This window comes from Streptomyces cylindrosporus (assembly GCF_022698165.1).
Taxonomy (GTDB): domain Bacteria; phylum Actinomycetota; class Actinomycetes; order Streptomycetales; family Streptomycetaceae; genus Streptomyces; species Streptomyces cylindrosporus.
On record NZ_JALDAY010000002.1, the window covers coordinates 525,306 to 541,925 of the forward strand.

The window sequence follows — 16,620 nt, forward strand, 5'->3', positions numbered from 1 at the left end:
GGAAGCGGCCCGGGTATTCAAAGGATCAACAAATCTGCGCGGCGCAGGATGCACCCGGAAAAGGTGGAAATCCCAGGAAGGCCTGCCGTGGGCGTCTCGCACATATCGAACCGGTCTCAGCAGTCGCAGAAGTGGTCCCGGCGCGGACTGCTCGGCGTGCTGGGCGCGGTGCCCGCCGCCGTCGCGCTGACCGGATGCAGCAGTTCGGCGGGCGCCTCGGAGGGCACGGCCAAGTCGGACACATCGGCGAAGGCCACGGCCACGAAGAAGCCCACCGTCTCGGTCACGCCCGCCGACGGCACCAAGAAGGCCGACTTCACAAGCCCGGTCGAGATCACCGTGACCGACGGCACGCTCGCCTCGGTGAAGGTCACCGGCAACGACGGCTCCACGCTGGACGGTTCGCTCAACGCGGCCAAGACCAAGTGGACTTCGGCGAGGAACCCGTACTCGGGCACGAAGTACACGGTCACGGCGACTCCGGAGGGCGCCGCCGCACAGACCGCGACCTTCACCACCAAGTCGCCCGGCGAGACCTTCGTCGGCTACTTCACCCCCGAGGCGGACTCGACCTCCGGCGTCGGCATGCCCGTGTCGATCAACTTCACGCACGCCGTGAAGGACCGGGCCGCCGTCCAGAAGGCCATCACCGTCACCGCCGAGCCGGCCGTCGAGGTGGTCGGGCACTGGTTCAGCGACACCCGGCTGGACTTCCGCCCGGAGACGTACTGGGCCGCCGGCACGAAGATCACGCTCAGCCTGCGGCTGAAGGACGTCGAGGGCCAGGACGGCGTCTACGGCGTGCAGCAGAAGGACGTCACCTTCCACATCGGCCGCGAACAGATCAGCACGGTCGACCTGTCCACCAAGCAGATGGTGGTCAAGCGGGACGGCGCGACGTACGCCACCTACCCGGTCTCCGGCGGTGACTCCGACCACACCACCTGGTCCGGGATCATGGTCATCAGCGAGCGGTTCAAGCAGACCCGCATGGAGTCCTCGACGGTCGGCCTCGGCGACGAGTACGACATCTCCGACGTCCCGCACGCCCAGCGCCTGACCACGTCCGGCACCTTCGTGCACGGCAACTACTGGGCGTCCACCTCGGTGTTCGGGCACGAGAACACCAGCCACGGCTGTGTGGGCCTGCACGACGCCAAGGGCGCGAACGACAGCTCGGTGGCGGGCTACAAGTTCTACGAGTCCTCGATGCTCGGCGACGTGGTGATCGTGAAGAACTCCGGCGAGAAGACCGTGGAGGCCTCGAACGGCCTCAACGGCTGGAACCTGTCCTGGGCGGACTGGAAGGCGGGCAGCGCCGTCTGAGCCCCGCGGTGGCGAGGTTTAGGGCCCGTTTGCGCCCTTCATGACGTGAACTTGCCCGCCCCGAAAGGACTTTCCTTGCTTTAAGTCTTGACGACCCTGGTACCGGAGAGCACATTGGGCCCACTTTGAGAGCGCTCTCAAGAGTCGCTCCCAAGGGCATCCGCAGCCCATCACCCCGTACCCGGGAGGCACCCCCATGAGTGCAACCTCCGGCATACCCAGACGGCGACGCGCGCTGGTCGCCGTACTCAGCACCCTCGGTCTGGCGGCGGCGCTGGCCACGGCCGCCACCCAGTCCGCCGACGCGTCCGCGCCCACGCCCCCGTCGGGCTGGACGCAGGTCTTCGTCGACGACTTCAACGGCTCGGCGGGCACCGGCGTCAACACCTCGAACTGGCAGTACGACACCGGGACTTCGTATCCCGGCGGCCCCGCCAACTGGGGCACCGGCGAGGTCGAGACGATGACGAACAGCACCAGCAACGTCGCGCTCGACGGCAGCGGCAACCTGAAGATCACCCCGATCCGCGACTCGGCGGGCAACTGGACCTCGGGCCGCATCGAGACCACCCGCACCGACTTCCAGCCCCCGTCCGGCGGCAAGTTGCGCGTCGAGGCCCGGATCCAGATGCCCAACGTCACGGGCAACGCGGCGCTCGGCTACTGGCCGGCGTTCTGGATGCTCGGCGCCCCCTACCGCGGCAACTACCAGAACTGGCCGAGCGTCGGCGAGCTGGACGTCATGGAGAACGTCAACGGCATCAACAAGACCTGGGCGACCGTGCATTGCGGCACGGCCTCCGGCGGTCCCTGCAACGAGACGACGGGCCTCGGCAACTCCACCGCCTGTCCCAACACGACCTGCCAGTCCGGCTTCCACACCTACACGATGGAGTGGGACCGCTCGGTCAGCCCCGAGGCGATCCGCTTCTACGTCGACGGTGTCAACTACCAGACGGTGACCGCGAACCAGGTGGACGCGACGACCTGGGCCAACGCGACGAACCACGGCTTCTTCGTCATCCTGAACGTGGCGATGGGCGGCGGCTTCCCGGCCGCGTTCGGCGGCGGCCCGACCAGCGCCACCGAGTCCGGCCACCCGATGGTCGTGGACTATGTCCAGGTCCTCTCGGCCAGTGGGAGCGGTACCACGACCCCGCCGACCGGCAACCGTGACGCCTACAGCGCCATCCAGGCCGAGTCGTACGACAGCCAGTCCGGCGTCACCGCGGAGACCACCTCGGACACCGGCGGCGGCCAGGACATCGGCTACATAGCCAACGGCGACTGGGCTCTCTACAAGGGCGTCAACTTCGGCTCCACGGCGGCCACCCAGTTCTACGCCCGTGTCGCCAGCGGGGCGGCGAGCGGGGTGAGCGGCCTGGTCCAGGTGCGGCTGGACAGCGCCACGGCGACGCCGATCGGCAGCTTCTCGGTCGGCAACACCGGGGGCTGGCAGACCTGGACGACGGTCCCGGCCAACATCAGCTCGGTGACGGGCACTCACGACGTCTATCTGACCTTCAGCAGCGGCCAGTCGGCGGACTTCGTGAACGTCAACTGGTTCGACTTCGGGCACTGACGGGCGCGGCACCTTCGGGGGCGGGGTCCTAGGAGTCCCCGCCCCCGGGGGAGATCAGTCCCGTCTCGTACGCCAGGACGACCGCCTGCACGCGGTCGCGCAGGTCCAGCTTGGACAGGATGCGGCCGATGTGGGTCTTGACCGTGGTGGGGCTGAGCACCAGGCGGTCGGCGAGTTCGGCGTTGCTCAGGCCCGTCGCGAGCAGCCGGAGCACCTCCAGTTCGCGCGGGGTCAGGCCGGACAGGTCGCGGTGCAGGGCGGCCGTCCCGGCCTCCTCGCGGTGCGTGAAGCGTTCGATGAGCCGGCGGGTGATCGCGGGGGCCAGCAGGGCGTCCCCGGCCTGCACGAGGCGTACGGCGGCGACCAGATGCTCGGGCGTGACGTCCTTGAGCAGGAAGCCGCTGGCACCGGCGGTGAGCGCGGCGTAGACGTAGTGGTCGAGGTCGTAGGTGGTCAGGATGACGACCCTGGTGCCGTCCGGGCCGCCGTCGGCGAGGATCCGCCGGGTCGCCTCGATGCCGTCCATCCGCGGCATCCGGATGTCCATGAGCACGACGTCGGGCCGGGTGCGCCGGACCGCGGCAACGGCTTCCGCCCCGTCGGCCGCCTCCGCGGTCACCTCGATGCCGTCCGCGGCCAGGATCATGCCGAAGCCGGTGCGGACGAGGGCCTGGTCGTCGGCGATGACGGCGCGCAGCGCGGGCGGGTTCACGAGGTCCGCCACGGGACCCGGGCGGTGATGCGGTAGCCGCCGGCCAGGGTGGGACCGGCGGTGAGCTCGCCGCCGTACACCGCGAGCCGTTCGCGCAGTCCGATCAGCCCGCGGCCGTTGCCCTCGCCCCCGGGTGCGTCGCGGGTGGCGCCGGTGTCGGTGACCTCTATCTCCAGGACGTCCGCGGTGTGTCCGACGGTGACCGAGGCCTCGGCGCCGGGCGCGTGCTTGATGGTGTTGGTCAGTGCCTCCTGCACCACGCGGTAGGCGGCGAGTTCGATGCCGGGCGGCAGCGGGTCCGGCGGCAGGGACACCGCGACGGAGACCGGTGTGCCGGCCGCGCGCACCCGCTCGGCGAGGGCGTCGAGCTGCCCGAGGCCGGGCTGCGGTTCCAGGCCGTCGGCGGGGCTGTCGGGGCGGCCGGTGTCCGGGGCGGCCAACAGGCCCATCACATGGCGCAGTTCGGCCATCGCGGCCCGTCCCCCGGCCTCGACGGCGAGCAGGGCCTCCTTCGACCGCTCCGGAGCGCCGTCCATCACCTTGCGGGCCGCGCCCGCCTGGATGACCATCACGCTCACATTGTGGGTCACCACGTCGTGCAGTTCCGCGGCGATACGGGCCCGCTCCTCCTCGACGGCCCGCCGCATGCCCTCCTCCTGGGCCTTCTGCAGCCGTGCGTAGCGGTCCCGGCTCTCCGCGAGGCGCCGCTGCCAGAAGCGGACGGTGACGGCCAGCACCCCGGCGAGCAGCAGCACGACCACCGGGCTCGACCAGCCCGGCAGCACCGGGTCGGTGTTGCGGAAGGCGATGCCGGCCAGCACCGCGGCGGCGAGCAGCCCGGCCGCCGCCCGCGCCCAGTAACGGCTGTACATGGCAGCGCTGTAGGCGCCGATGACACAGGACAGCACGTTGATCCAGGAGGCCTTGTCGCCGATGGCCAGGGCCGCGGCGAGCACCACCCCGAACACGGCCAGCGGATACCGGCGCCGGGCCGCCAGCGGCAGCGCCGTCAGCACGACCAACGGCCAGGCGGGGGCGGAGGGTTCGGGCTCCATGTCCCGTACGACCGGCACCGGGGGCGTCGGCGGGCGCGGGGTCGGCACCGTGCGCTCGCCGTACGAGGACTCGACCTTCGAGCTGATGTGGACCGGCCCGTCGCCGGGATAGCGCGCCGCCACGATCAGCGCCACGACGGTCAGCAGGACCGCCAGCACCACGTCCGCGCGCACCGCCCGCCGCGACAACGGGGCGCTCTGCGGCTCCGGCCTCAGGGCGTCGCGCAGTTGCCGGCGCCGTCCCCGCCGGTCCTCCGTCTCCATCGCCTCATTGTGCTGCGCCCCGGCCCGCTCCCGCGTCCGCCTGCACGGTCGACAGGCCGTACCTCAGGCGTACTTCGCAGGGATGACCCCGGGCGCCCCTCCTCCGCGGGGACGCCCGCAAGTCGGTGCCGCGGCCGACGCGCGCCAGGCGTCCGCGCCCCTACGTTCGCCGGGCCGACACCGACAACTCCCTTGCGCCGCAAGGACGAAGGACGGACTCCCATGACTGACGTGATCGAACTGGCGGGCGCGGCCAAGCGCTACGACAACGCCGGCACACCCGCGCTCGGACCGCTCGACCTCGCTGTCGCCGAGGGCGAGGCGCTCGCCGTGACCGGTCCTTCCGGCAGCGGCAAGTCGACGCTGCTGAACCTGGTCGCCGGCCTCGACAAGCCGACCGAGGGCGCGGTGACCGTGGCCGGAGAGCGGATCGACCGGCTGGGCGAGCACGCGCTGGCCCGGTTCCGCCGCGAACGGATCGGCATGGTCTTCCAGTTCTTCAATCTGCTCGACGACCTCACCGTCGCCGACAACATCCGGCTGCCCGCCCAGCTGACCGGGGCCGCGCGGCGCAAGGCGGCGGCCCGCGCGGACGAGCTGATGGAGCTGCTGGGCATCACCCGACACGCCCGCGCCTACCCGGGCCGGCTGTCCGGCGGTGAGCGCCAACGCGTCGCGGTGGCAAGGGCGTTGGTCAACCGGCCCGCGCTGCTGCTCGCGGACGAGCCGACCGGCGCGCTCGACACCGCCTCGGGGCACGACGTACGGGAGCTGCTGGTGGAGCTGCACCGCGGCGGGCAGACCCTCGTCCTGGTCACGCACGACATGGCGCTGGCGCGGGCGTGCGCGAGCCGCACCATCCAGCTGGTCGACGGCCGTCTCTCCCTCGACACGCGTGCGGAGGCCGTCCGATGAGCCTCCTCGGCAGCGGCGCGCTGGGCCGGGTCGTGCGCTCCGGGGTGGGCCGGCGCCGGGTGCAGACGACGGTGATCGCCGTGGCCTGCATGATGGCCGTCGCGGCCGCCGTGATCGCCGGATCGCTCATCGTCGCCACCAACGCCCCCTTCGACCACGCCTTCGCCAAGCAGCACGGCGCGCACATCACCGCGCAGTTCGATCCGGCCAGGGTGAGTACGGCGGCGCTGAAGGAGACCGGGCGGCTGGACGGTGTCACGGCGAGCGCGGGGCCGTATCCCACCACCACCTTCAACGAGCTGACCCTGGTGGGGCGTTCCGGCCCGCACAGCGACGTGGACGACCTGGACCTGCGGGCCGGGCGGTGGGCGAAGAAGGCGGGCGAGATCGTTCTCTCCGCGTCCTTCCTGAACTCCCCCCTCAAGATCGGCTCCGTCATGAAGGCCTCCGGCGACGCCGACAGCCCGGGCCTGACGGTCGTCGGCTTCGCGCTGTCGTCCGCCCGGACCGCCGACGCCTGGGCGACCCCCGGGCAGGTGCGCGCGCTGGCCTCGAAGGACTCACCGGTCACGAGCCAGATGCTGTACCGCTTCAAGTCGGCCAGCAGCAAAGGGCAGATCGCCGCCGACCGGAAGCTGCTCTCCGCCGCCGTGCCGTCCGGGTCCCTGCTGGCCACCCAGTCCTATCTGGACACCAAGCACTCCGCCGACCGGGGCGCGGCGGCGACCATCCCGTTCCTGGTGGCCTTCGGCGTGCTCGGCATCGTCATGTCGGTGATCATCGTCAGCAGTGTGATCAGCGGCGCGGTCGGCACCGGGCTGCGCAGGATCGGCATCCTCAAGGCCATCGGCTTCACCCCGCGCGAGGTGGTGCGGGCCTATGTGGCACAGGCGCTGATCCCGGCCGTCGCCGGTATCGCGCTCGGGGTCGTGCTGGGCAATGTGCTGGCCGTGCCGCTGCTGGCCGACACCGCGCAGGTGTACGGGGGTGTCTCGCTGTCGGTGACGTGGTGGGTGGACGTGGTCGTGCCGGCGGTCGCGCTGCTGATCGTGACGGTCGCGGCGCTGGTCCCCGCGCTGCGGGCCGGGCGGCTGCGGACGGTCGAGGCGATCGCGGTGGGCCGGGCGCCGCGCACGGGGCGCGGCCAGTGGGCGCACCGGACGGCCGGGCGGCTGCCGCTGCCGCGGGCGGTGACCTACGGCCTGGCCAGTCCCTTCACGCATCCGGTCCGCACCGCGGCGATGCTGCTCGCGGTGGCCTTCGGCACGGTCGCGGCGACCTTCGCGGTGGGCCTGACCTCGTCCCTGAACGCGGTGGGCAGCGCGCAGGATCCCCAGGACCGCGCCGATGTCACCGTCGTCAGCGGCGGAGCCGTCCAGAACCGCGGGCCGCTCTCCCCGGGAGCCGCCCGCAGGGCGCCGTCCGTCGATCCGGCGAAGGTCGGCGCCGCCGTCAAGGCGCAGTCGGGCACCGCCTCGTACTACGGCATGACCCGGACGGACGTCACCGTCGCCGGGATATCCGGCTCGGTCGAAGCCACCCTCTACCAGGGGGATTCGCGGTCAGGGAGCTACGAGATGATCTCCGGGCACTGGATCACCGGCGCCGGGCAGGTCGTCGTACCCACGCGCTTCCTGGAACGGACCGGCACCAGGATCGGCGACACGGTCCGGGTGACGCTCGGGAAGGACACGGAGAGTCTGCGGATCGTCGGCGAGGCCTTCGACACCGACAACGACGGCCTGTCGGTCCACGCGGACATGGCCGGTTTCGCGGGGGCCAGGCCCCAGGTCTTCCAGATCCAGGTGAAGCCGGGCGTCTCCCCCGCCGACTACGCCGCGAAGCTCGCCGCGGTGGTGCGGCCGCTCGGCGCCGACGTGCTGGCCGACGAGGGCTCGCAGCAGGACGGCATGATCCTCGTGCTGGACTCGATCGCGGTGCTGCTCACCCTGATGCTGGTCTCCGTGGCGGGCCTCGGCGTGCTCAACTCCGTCGTCCTCGACACCCGGGAGCGCGTGCACGACCTCGGCGTCTGCAAGGCGCTGGGCATGTCACCGCGGCAGACCGTGAGCCTCGTGCTCTCCTCGGTGGCCGGGATCGGCGTCCTCGGCGGACTGATCGGCGTACCGCTCGGGTTCGCGCTGCACGGCTATGTCCTGCCGGTGATGGGACACGCGGCGGGCACCGGCCTCCCGCCCTCGGTCCTCGATGTGTACGACGCCCCCGAACTGGTCCTGCTGGGGCTGGCCGGCATCGCGATCGCCCTCCTGGGCGCCCTGCTCCCGTCCGGCTGGGCGGCGCGGGCCCGCACGGCGACGGCACTGCGCACGGAGTAGGGGGTCGCCCGGCGAAGATCCGCCCGTCTATCGCAGCTCCGCCCGGAAAGCCGCCGGGGTCGTCTCCGTGTGCTGCTGGAAGAACTTCGAGAAGTTCGCGGCGTCCGGGAAGCCCACCGCCGCGCCCACCCGGCCGATCGGTATGTCGGTGTGGGCCAGCAGCCGCTTCGCCTCCAGGATCACCCGCTTGTCGATGAAGCCCTTGGGCGTCTCGCCGGTTGCGGCGCGGACCGCGCGGACCAGGGTGCGGCGGGAGTAACCGAGCGCGTCGGCGTAGGCGCTGACGCTGTGGTTGGTGGCGAAGCCCTTCTCCACGGCGTCCCGGAACAGGGTGAACGTCGTGTCCGACTGGCGGCGGACCGCCTCCGCCGAGCTCGCCGCCAGATGCGCGAGACGCAGCAGGAACGCCGTGAGGGAGTGGCGCAGGACCGCGGTGTGGAGGCTCAGCGGGAGCGTCGTCGTGTCCTCGTACTCGCGCTCCAGCTGGGCGAGGGAGGAGCGCAGGGCCGCCAGCTGGGCCTCGTCGGGGCGCAGCAGCGGCGGCAGGTCGTAGCGGTACAGGCCGGTGGCCTCCACCGTGGCGCGGGGCAGGAAGCCGGGCTGCATGGTCAGGACGGTTCCGCGGTACTCGCTCGTACTCGAGAAGCGGTGGACCTGACCCGGGCGGATCCACAGCAGGTCGCCGGCCGTCGCCTCGTACTCGGCAAAGTCGATCATGTGGCGGACGGGCCCCTCGTCGAAGAGCATCACGACATGGAAGTCGATGCGATGGACGCGGTGCAGGGGGGCGTCGGCGTGCCAGGTGCGGTCGGCGCCCATCGGGCCCACCTGCATGCCCACCCCGCACACACTCAGCTCGACCGGGAAGGGGAACGTTCTGATCCCGTCCACGCTGCCTTCACCGTCTCCGCCTTGGATGGTTCTGTCCGCCATGTCCCTCTCACGCCGCCCAGCTGGTACGTCCGGTGTCCCACTTTCACCACAGGCTGGCACACGAGGACCTTCCCTCGTAAAAGTCAGACTTTTAAGTTTGAACGCAACGAGCCAGAAACCCCGCTGCGATCGAGGACTTCTTGAAGATGAGTACGCAGACATCGGACAGCTTCGAATGGACCGAACTCGACCGGCGTGCCGTCGACACCGCACGTCTGCTCGCCGCCGACGCCGTACAGAAGGTCGGCAACGGGCACCCGGGCACCGCGATGAGCCTCGCCCCGGCCGCGTACACGATCTTTCAGAAGGTGATGCGTCACGATCCCGCCGATCCCGAGTGGACCGGGCGGGATCGTTTCGTTCTGTCCCCCGGGCACACCTCGCTGACCCTCTACACCCAGCTGTTCCTCGCCGGGTACGAGGTCGAGCTCGATGACCTGAAGGCCTTCCGGACCCACGGCTCCAAGACCCCCGGTCACCCCGAGTACGGGCACACCGCGGGCGTCGAGACCACGACCGGTCCGCTCGGCCAGGGTGTCGCGAACGCCGTCGGCATGGCGATGGCCGCCCGTTACGAGCGCGGTCTGTTCGACCCGGAGGCGCCCGAGGGCACCTCCCCCTTCGACCACACCATCTGGGCGATCGTCTCCGACGGCGACCTGGAGGAGGGCGTCTCCGCCGAGGCCTCCTCGCTGGCCGGCCACCAGAAGCTCGGCAACCTGGTCTTCCTCTACGACGACAACCACATCTCCATCGAGGGCGACACCGCGACCGCGTTCTCCGAGGACGTCCTGAAGCGGTACGAGGCCTACGGCTGGCACGTGCAGCGCGTCGAGCCCGCGCTCGGCGGCGACATCGACGTACCCGCCCTGTACGCGGCGCTCAAGGCCGCGCAGGCCGAGACCGGGCGGCCGTCCATCATCGCGATGCGCACGATCATCGCCTGGCCCACCCCGAACGCGCAGAACACCGAGGCCGCCCACGGCTCCGCCCTCGGCGCCGAGGAGATCGCCGCCACCAAGCGCCTCCTCGGCTTCGACCCCGAGCAGTCCTTCCAGGTCGACGCCGACGTCCTGGCGCACGCCCGTGAGGCCCTCGACCGGGGCGCCGAGGCGCACGCGGCCTGGGACAAGCAGCTCGACAAGTGGCGCGGCGCCAACCCGGAGCGCGCCGAGTTGTTCGACCGGATCGTCGCCGGGCAGCTGCCCGAGGGCTGGGAGTCCTCGATCCCGGTGTTCGAGGAGGGCAAGTCGGTCGCCACCCGTGCCGCCTCCGGCAAGGTGCTCCAGTCGCTCGGCTCCGTGCTGCCCGAGCTGTGGGGCGGCTCCGCCGACCTGGCCGGCTCGAACAACACCACCATCGACAAGACCTCGTCCTTCCTGCCGAAGGGCAACCCGCTGCCCGAGGCCGACCCGTACGGCCGTACCGTCCACTTCGGCATCCGCGAGTTCTCGATGGCCGCCGAGATGAACGGCATCGCCCTGCACGGCAACACCCGTATCTACGGCGGCACCTTCCTGGTGTTCTCCGACTACATGCGCAACGCCGTGCGTATGTCGGCCCTGATGCAGCTGCCGGTGACGTACGTCTGGACCCACGACTCCATCGGTCTCGGCGAGGACGGTCCGACCCACCAGCCGGTCGAGCACCTGGCCGCCCTGCGCGCCATCCCGGGCCTCAACATCGTGCGCCCGGCCGACGCCAACGAGACCGCGATCGCCTGGGCCGAGATCCTCAGGCGGCACGCCACCGACCCGGCCCCGCACGGCCTCGCGCTCACCCGCCAGGGCGTGCCCACCTACGCACCCAACCCCGATGCGGCGAAGGGCGGTTACGTCCTGAAGGAGTCCTCGAAGGAGACCCCGGACGTCGTCCTCATCGCCACCGGCTCCGAGGTCCAGCTCGCCGTGGCCGCACGGGAGCAGCTGGAGGCCGAGGGGATCGGCGCGCGGGTCGTGTCGATGCCGTCCGTGGAGTGGTTCGAGGAGCAGCCGCGCGAGTACCGCGACCAGGTGCTTCCGCCGTCGGTGAAGGCCCGCGTTGCGGTCGAGGCGGGCATCGGCCTGACGTGGTACCGCTTCACAGGTGACGCAGGACGCATCGTCTCCCTCGAGCACTTCGGCGCCTCCGCCGACGCCAAGACCCTGTTCGCCGAGTTCGGCTTCACCCCCGAGAACGTCGCCGCCGCGGCCAAGGAATCCCTCGCCGCCGCCCGCGGTTGATCCGATCGCCAGAAAGAAGATGATCACTGTGACCGAAGCAACCGCGTCCGCGGGAGCACTCAAGCGCCTCAGCGACGAAGGCGTCTCCATCTGGCTGGACGACCTGTCGCGCAGGCGGATCGAGTCCGGCAACCTCGCCGCACTCGTGGAGAACAAGAACGTGGTGGGCGTGACCACCAACCCCTCCATCTTCCAGGCCGCCATCGGCTCCGGTGAGGGTTACGAGGAGCAACTCGCCGACCTGGCCGTGCGCGGCGTGACGGTCGACGAGGCCGTACGGATGATGACCACCGCCGACGTCCGCGCCGCCGCCGACATCCTGCGGCCCGTGTACGACGCGACGGGCGGCCGGGACGGACGGGTCTCCATCGAGGTCGACCCGCGCCTCGCCCACAACACGGCGGCCACCGTCGCCGAGGCCCGCCAGCTGGCCTGGCTCGTGGACCGCCCGAACGTCATGATCAAGATCCCGGCGACCAAGGCGGGCCTGCCCGCCATCACCGAGGTCATCGGCCAGGGCATCAGCGTCAACGTCACGCTGATCTTCTCCCTGGAGCGCTACCGCGAGGTCATGGACGCCTACCTGGCCGGCCTGGAGAAGGCCGCCGCCAAGGGGCTCGACCTCGCCACCATCCACTCCGTGGCCTCCTTCTTCGTCTCCCGCGTCGACTCCGAGATCGACAAGCGGCTGACCGTGCTGGGCACCGACCAGGCCCTCGCGCTCAAGGGCAAGGCCGCGCTCGCCAACGCCCGCCTCGCGTACGAGGCCTTCGAGGAGGTCTTCGCGTCCGCCCGCTGGACCGCCCTCTCGGGCTCCAAGGCCAACAAGCAGCGCCCGCTGTGGGCCTCGACCGGTGTGAAGGACCCCGCGTACAAGGACACCCTGTACGTCGACGAACTGGTCGCGCCCGGCACCGTCAACACCATGCCGGAGGCCACCCTGAACGCCACCGCCGACCACGGCGAGATCACCGGCGACACGGTGACCGGCGGCTACGCGCAGGCCCGCGCCGACCTGGCCGCCGTGGAGACCCTCGGGATCTCCTACGACGAGGTCGTGCAGCAGCTGGAGGACGAGGGCGTGGCCAAGTTCGAGACGGCCTGGCAGGACCTGCTGGACGCCGTCACGAAGTCCCTGGACAGCAAGGGAGTTGACGCGGAATGACCATCGTCTCCGACTGGACGAACCCGCTGCGTGACGAGCGCGACCGGCGGCTGCCCCGCATCGCCGGACCGTCCGGACTCGTCATCTTCGGCGTCACCGGCGACCTGTCCCGCAAGAAGCTGATGCCGGCCGTCTACGACCTCGCCAACCGCGGCATGCTCCCGCCGGGCTTCTCGCTCGTCGGGTTCGCCCGCCGGGACTGGGAGGACCAGGACTTCGCGCAGGTCGTGCACGACTCCGTCCGCGACCACGCGCGCACCGAGTTCCGCGAGGAGGTGTGGCAGCAGCTCGCCGAGGGCATGCGGTTCATCCCGGGCGACTTCGACGACGACACGGCGTTCAAGCAGCTGAAGTCGGCCGTCGAGGAGCTGGACTCCTCCCGCGGCACCGGCGGCAACTTCGCCTTCTACCTCTCCGTACCGCCGAAGTTCTTCCCCAAGGTCGTCCAGCAGCTGAAGAAGCACGGCCTGGCGAACGCGCCCGAGGGTTCCTGGCGGCGCGCGGTCATCGAGAAGCCGTTCGGCCGCGACCTGGCGAGCGCGCGCGAGCTGAACGCGCTGGTGCACGACGTGTTCGAGCCGGACCAGGTGTTCCGCATCGACCACTACCTCGGCAAGGAGACCGTCCAGAACATCCTGGCGCTGCGCTTCGCCAACCAGATGTACGAGCCCATCTGGAACCGCTCGTACGTCGACCACGTGCAGATCACCATGGCCGAGGACATCGGCATCGGCGGCCGGGCCGGCTACTACGACGGCATCGGCGCCGCCCGTGACGTCATCCAGAACCACCTCCTCCAGCTGATGGCGCTCACCGCGATGGAGGAGCCCATCGCCTTCGACGCCGAGTCGCTGCTGACCGAGAAGCTCAAGGTCCTCAAGTCGGTGCGGCCGCCGGAGAAGCTCGGCGAGCACACGGTTCTCGCGCAGTACGCGGAGGGCTGGCAGGGCGGCGAGAAGGTCCCCGGCTATCTGCAGGAGGACGGCATCGACCCGAACTCGAAGACCGACACCTACGCGGCCATCAAGCTGGAGGTGGACAACCGCCGCTGGGCGGGCATCCCCTTCTACCTGCGCACCGGAAAGCGCCTGGGCCGCCGGGTCACCGAGATCGCGGTCGTCTTCAAGAGGGCCCCGCACTCGCCCTTCGACTCCACCGCCACGGAGGAGCTCGGCCAGAACGCGATCGTCATCCGCGTCCAGCCCGACGAGGGCATGACGGTCCGCTTCGGGTCCAAGGTGCCGGGCACCTCGATGGAGATCCGGGACGTGTCGATGGACTTCGCCTACGGCGAGTCCTTCACGGAGTCCAGCCCGGAGGCGTACGAGCGGCTCATCCTGGACGTACTGCTCGGCGACGCCAACCTTTTCCCCCGTCACCAGGAAGTGGAAGAGTCCTGGAAGATCCTCGACCCGATCGAGGAGTACTGGGCGAAGAACGGCAAGCCGGCGCAGTACCCCTCGGGGAGCTGGGGACCCGGGGAAGCCGACGAGATGCTCGCACGAGACGGACGGAGCTGGCGCAGGCCATGAAGATCGACCTGACCGACACCACGGCAAGCAAGATCAACAAGGCGCTGGTGCAGGGTCGCCGCGCCATCGGCACGCCTGCCGTGGGCATGGTCCTGACGATGGTCATCGTCACGGACGAGGAGAACGCGTACGACGCGATCAAGGCGGCCGAGGAGGCCTCGCACGAGCACCCCTCGCGCACCCTGGTCGTCATCAAGCGGCACGCCCGCACCCCGCGCGACCGCATGGCCTCCAAGCTGGACGCCGAGGTGCGGGTCGGCGCCGACGCGGGCACCGGCGAGACGGTCATCCTGCGCACCTACGGCGAGGTGTCCGACCACGCCGACTCGGTGGTCCTGCCGCTGCTGCTGCCGGACGCGCCGGTCGTGGTGTGGTGGCCGGTGGACGCGCCCGAGGTGCCGTCGAAGGACCCGCTGGGCGCGCTCGCGCAGCGCAGGATCACCGACCTGTACGCGGTCGAGAACCCCCTGGAGACGCTGGAGACCCGGGTCCGCTCCTACGCGCCCGGCGACACCGACCTCGCCTGGACCCGGCTGACGCCCTGGCGCTCGATGCTGGCGGCGGCCCTGGACCAGGCCCGGGCGCAGATCATCTCCGGTGCCGTGGAGGCCGAGGCCGAGAACCCGGCCGCCGAGCTGCTCGCGCGCTGGCTGGAGGCGCGGCTCAAGGTGAAGATCGACCGCGTGGTCACGGGAGGCCCGGTGGTGACCGCGGTCCGCCTCGGCACGGCCGACGGCGAGGTCGTCATCGACCGCCCCGAGGGCCCGCTGGCCACGCTCTCCCTGCCGGGCCAGCCCTCCCGCACCCTCGCCCTGAAGGTCCGCACCACCTCCGAACTCATCGCCGAGGAGCTGCGCCGCCTCGACGCCGACGAGATGTACGCCGTCGCCCTGCGGGGCGAAGGCACCAAGGAGACGCCCTCCCATGTCTGACTCTCCCCGGCTCACCAACCGTCCCGAGTGGACGGCGCTGGAGGACCACCGTGCGGACGTGCTGCAGCGGCCGCGGCTGCGTGAGCTGTTCGACGCGGATCCCTCCCGCGCCGAGCGGTACGTCGTGCGCGTCGGTGATCTGCGCATCGACTACTCCAAGCACCTGGTCAACGACGAGACCCTCGCCCTGCTGCGGGAACTGGCCACCGCCACCGACGTGTTCGGGCTGCGGGACACCATGTTCCGCGGCGACAAGATCAACGTCACCGAGAACCGGGCGGTGCTGCACACCGCGCTGCGCGCGCCCCGGGACGCGGTGGTCGAGGTCGACGGCGAGAACGTCGTTCCCAAGGTGCACGCGGTCCTCGACCGGATGAGCGACTTCGCCGACCGGGTCCGCTCCGGTGCCTGGACCGGGCACACCGGCAAGCGAATCAAGAACGTCGTGAACATCGGCATCGGCGGCTCCGATCTCGGTCCGGCGATGGCGTACGAGGCGCTGCGCACCTTCTCGGCACGGGAGTTGACGTTCCGCTTCGTCTCGAACGTCGACGGTTCCGACCTGCACGAGGCCACCCGCGACCTGGACCCGGCGGAGACGCTGTTCATCGTCGCGTCCAAGACCTTCACCACGATCGAGACGATCACCAACGCCACCTCGGCCCGCTCCTGGCTGCTCAGGGCCTTCGACGGTGACGACAAGGCGGTCGCCAGGCACTTCGTCGCGCTGTCGACGAACGCCGGCAAGGTCACGGAGTTCGGCATCGACCCGGACAACATGTTCGAGTTCTGGGACTGGGTGGGCGGACGCTACTCCTTCGACTCGGCGATCGGCCTCTCCCTGATGATCGCCATCGGCCCGGACCGCTTCCGCGAGCTGCTCGACGGTTTCCGCATCGTCGACGAGCACTTCAGGACCGCGCCGGCCGAGTCCAACGCCCCGCTGATCCTGGGCCTGTTGGGCATCTGGTACGGCAACTTCTTCGGCGCCGAGTCGCACGCGGTGCTGCCCTACAGCCACTACCTGTCCAAGTTCACCGCGTATCTGCAGCAGCTGGACATGGAGTCCAACGGCAAGTCGGTGGACCGCGACGGGCACGTGGTGGGCTGGGAGACCGGTCCGGTGGTGTGGGGCACGCCCGGCACCAACGGGCAGCACGCCTACTACCAGTTGATCCACCAGGGCACCCGGCTCATCCCGGCGGACCTGATCGGCTTCGCGCGTCCCGTGCCCGAGCTCAGTGACGAACTCAGGGCGCAGCACGACCTGTTGATGGCCAACCTGTTCGCGCAGGGCCAGGCGCTGGCCTTCGGCAAGACCGCCGACGAGGTGCGCGCGGAGGGCGTGCCCGAGGAGCAGGTGCCGCACCGCACCTTCCTGGGCAACCACCCCACCACCACGATCCTGGCCCGCGAGCTGACCCCGTCGGTCCTCGGCCAGCTGATCGCCCTCTACGAGCACAAGGTGTTCGTGCAGGGCGCCGTCTGGAACATCGACTCCTTCGACCAGTGGGGCGTCGAGCTCGGCAAGGTGCTCGCCAAGCGCGTTGAACCCGCCCTCACCGAGGGCGCGGACGTCCCCGGCCTCGACCCCTCCACCGCAGCACTCGTGGCCGCTTACCGCGAGCTCAAGGAAGGCAACTGAA

Annotated in this window: 12 protein-coding genes; 9 read left to right on the forward strand and 3 right to left on the reverse strand. The window is 70.6% G+C overall.

The window, feature by feature from the left end; all coding sequences use genetic code 11:
* Positions 1–87 precede the first annotated feature (87 nt).
* The gene (locus tag MQP27_RS07465; protein ID WP_242762517.1) at positions 88–1,326 is read left to right on the forward strand and encodes a L,D-transpeptidase; all 1,239 of its coding nucleotides are present in this window, start codon (positions 88–90) and stop codon (positions 1,324–1,326) included.
* A 196-nt stretch (positions 1,327–1,522) separates the two neighbouring features.
* Complete coding sequence (locus MQP27_RS07470) at positions 1,523–2,908, forward strand: glycoside hydrolase family 16 protein (protein ID WP_242762519.1); 1,386 nt, start codon at positions 1,523–1,525, stop codon at positions 2,906–2,908.
* Between the two features lie 28 nt (positions 2,909–2,936).
* Here the strand turns inward: MQP27_RS07470 and MQP27_RS07475 are convergent, their stop codons facing one another.
* Together MQP27_RS07475 and MQP27_RS07480 are read right to left on the reverse strand one after the other, a co-directional pair.
* A complete protein-coding gene (locus MQP27_RS07475; RefSeq protein WP_242762522.1) occupies positions 2,937–3,632 on the reverse strand; it encodes a response regulator in 696 nt (231 codons plus the stop codon).
* Positions 3,617–4,939: a sensor histidine kinase gene (locus MQP27_RS07480; protein ID WP_242762524.1), complete on the reverse strand. Its 1,323-nt coding sequence runs from the start codon at positions 4,937–4,939 to the stop codon at positions 3,617–3,619. The genes MQP27_RS07475 and MQP27_RS07480 overlap by 16 nt, the downstream gene beginning before the upstream one ends.
* Positions 4,940–5,161: 222 nt before the next feature.
* Here MQP27_RS07480 and MQP27_RS07485 point away from each other — a divergent pair, with 222 nt between their 5' ends.
* Together MQP27_RS07485 and MQP27_RS07490 are read left to right on the forward strand one after the other, a co-directional pair.
* On the forward strand, positions 5,162–5,854 hold the full coding sequence (locus MQP27_RS07485; RefSeq protein ID WP_242762527.1) for an ABC transporter ATP-binding protein: 693 nt from the start codon (positions 5,162–5,164) through the stop codon (positions 5,852–5,854).
* On the forward strand, positions 5,851–8,190 hold the full coding sequence (locus MQP27_RS07490; protein ID WP_242762530.1) for an ABC transporter permease: 2,340 nt from the start codon (positions 5,851–5,853) through the stop codon (positions 8,188–8,190). Before MQP27_RS07485 ends, MQP27_RS07490 begins: the two co-directional genes overlap by 4 nt.
* 27 nt (positions 8,191–8,217) lie before the next feature.
* Here the strand turns inward: MQP27_RS07490 and MQP27_RS07495 are convergent, their stop codons facing one another.
* Positions 8,218–9,123 carry a helix-turn-helix domain-containing protein gene (locus MQP27_RS07495; protein WP_242762533.1) on the reverse strand — a complete coding sequence of 302 codons (906 nt, stop codon included), beginning with the start codon at positions 9,121–9,123 and terminating at the stop codon, positions 8,218–8,220.
* Between the two features lie 146 nt (positions 9,124–9,269).
* On the opposite strand from MQP27_RS07495, the gene tkt reads away from it, so the two are divergent.
* Genes tkt through pgi form a run of 5 tightly spaced genes read left to right on the forward strand, consistent with a single transcriptional unit; the run spans position 9,270 to position 16,619 of the window.
* Positions 9,270–11,345, forward strand: a complete 2,076-nt coding sequence (tkt, locus tag MQP27_RS07500) for a transketolase (RefSeq protein WP_242762535.1) — start codon at positions 9,270–9,272, stop codon at positions 11,343–11,345.
* A gap of 19 nt (positions 11,346–11,364) precedes the next feature.
* Entirely contained in the window at positions 11,365–12,510 is a 1,146-nt protein-coding gene (gene tal / locus MQP27_RS07505; protein WP_242762537.1) for a transaldolase, read from the forward strand.
* A complete protein-coding gene (gene zwf, locus MQP27_RS07510) occupies positions 12,507–14,042 on the forward strand; it encodes a glucose-6-phosphate dehydrogenase (protein WP_242762547.1) in 1,536 nt (511 codons plus the stop codon). The genes tal and zwf overlap by 4 nt, the downstream gene beginning before the upstream one ends.
* Entirely contained in the window at positions 14,039–14,974 is a 936-nt protein-coding gene (gene opcA, locus MQP27_RS07515) for a glucose-6-phosphate dehydrogenase assembly protein OpcA (protein ID WP_242762550.1), read from the forward strand. The genes zwf and opcA overlap by 4 nt, the downstream gene beginning before the upstream one ends.
* The gene (pgi, locus tag MQP27_RS07520; protein WP_242762552.1) at positions 14,967–16,619 is read left to right on the forward strand and encodes a glucose-6-phosphate isomerase; all 1,653 of its coding nucleotides are present in this window, start codon (positions 14,967–14,969) and stop codon (positions 16,617–16,619) included. Before opcA ends, pgi begins: the two co-directional genes overlap by 8 nt.
* Position 16,620: the final 1 nt, after the last annotated feature.

Excerpts from the sequence above, each read along its gene's own strand:
- MQP27_RS07470 (WP_242762519.1), top strand. The coding sequence starts at position 1,523 with ATGAGTGCAACCTCCGGCATACCCAGACGGCGACGCGCGCTGGTCGCC.
- MQP27_RS07480 (WP_242762524.1), bottom strand. The coding sequence starts at position 4,939 with ATGGAGACGGAGGACCGGCGGGGACGGCGCCGGCAACTGCGCGACGCC.
- MQP27_RS07485 (WP_242762527.1), top strand. The coding sequence starts at position 5,162 with ATGACTGACGTGATCGAACTGGCGGGCGCGGCCAAGCGCTACGACAAC.
- MQP27_RS07490 (WP_242762530.1), top strand. The coding sequence starts at position 5,851 with ATGAGCCTCCTCGGCAGCGGCGCGCTGGGCCGGGTCGTGCGCTCCGGG.
- MQP27_RS07495 (WP_242762533.1), bottom strand. The coding sequence starts at position 9,123 with ATGGCGGACAGAACCATCCAAGGCGGAGACGGTGAAGGCAGCGTGGAC.
- tkt (WP_242762535.1), top strand. The coding sequence starts at position 9,270 with ATGAGTACGCAGACATCGGACAGCTTCGAATGGACCGAACTCGACCGG.
- tal (WP_242762537.1), top strand. The coding sequence starts at position 11,365 with ATGATCACTGTGACCGAAGCAACCGCGTCCGCGGGAGCACTCAAGCGC.
- zwf (WP_242762547.1), top strand. The coding sequence starts at position 12,507 with ATGACCATCGTCTCCGACTGGACGAACCCGCTGCGTGACGAGCGCGAC.
- opcA (WP_242762550.1), top strand. The coding sequence starts at position 14,039 with ATGAAGATCGACCTGACCGACACCACGGCAAGCAAGATCAACAAGGCG.
- pgi (WP_242762552.1), top strand. The coding sequence starts at position 14,967 with ATGTCTGACTCTCCCCGGCTCACCAACCGTCCCGAGTGGACGGCGCTG.